The organism is Streptococcus sp. DD10 (assembly GCF_001578805.1).
Classification (GTDB): Bacteria; Bacillota; Bacilli; order Lactobacillales; family Streptococcaceae; genus Streptococcus.
Window position 1 is genome coordinate 1 of record NZ_KQ969220.1, and the last position, 343, is coordinate 343.

Sequence of the window (343 nt, forward strand, 5' to 3'; positions counted from 1 at the left end):
CAATGTGGAGACACCAGCTCAGAAGAATCCACGAGTAGAGTTGACACAAGATAGTGATGGAAATGTTATTGTAGAACCAAAACAAGCGGATGACCAATCATACCCACCAGGAACTACGGTGACAATTCCAGGGGTGGAGACACCAGTAGTAATAGGCGAGGATGGAACAGGCAAAATTCCAAACAGTGAATTACCAACAGAACCAACAAAAGGGACTCCAGTTATCACTGTACCAGGTGGTCAACCAACAAATGCAGGACATACAGTAACAACTCCAGCAAGAAAACTAACAGGAGTCGTAACAACCCCATCTTCCGTTACAGAGAAGAAAGCAGTGACACCA

General features: G+C 44.9%; 1 protein-coding gene. It reads left to right on the forward strand.

Annotated features, from left to right (window positions below; genetic code table 11):
• Positions 1 to 343, forward strand: a 343-nt coding sequence (locus tag STRDD10_RS11295) for a hypothetical protein (RefSeq protein ID WP_197458351.1), incomplete at both ends; no start/stop codon positions are given.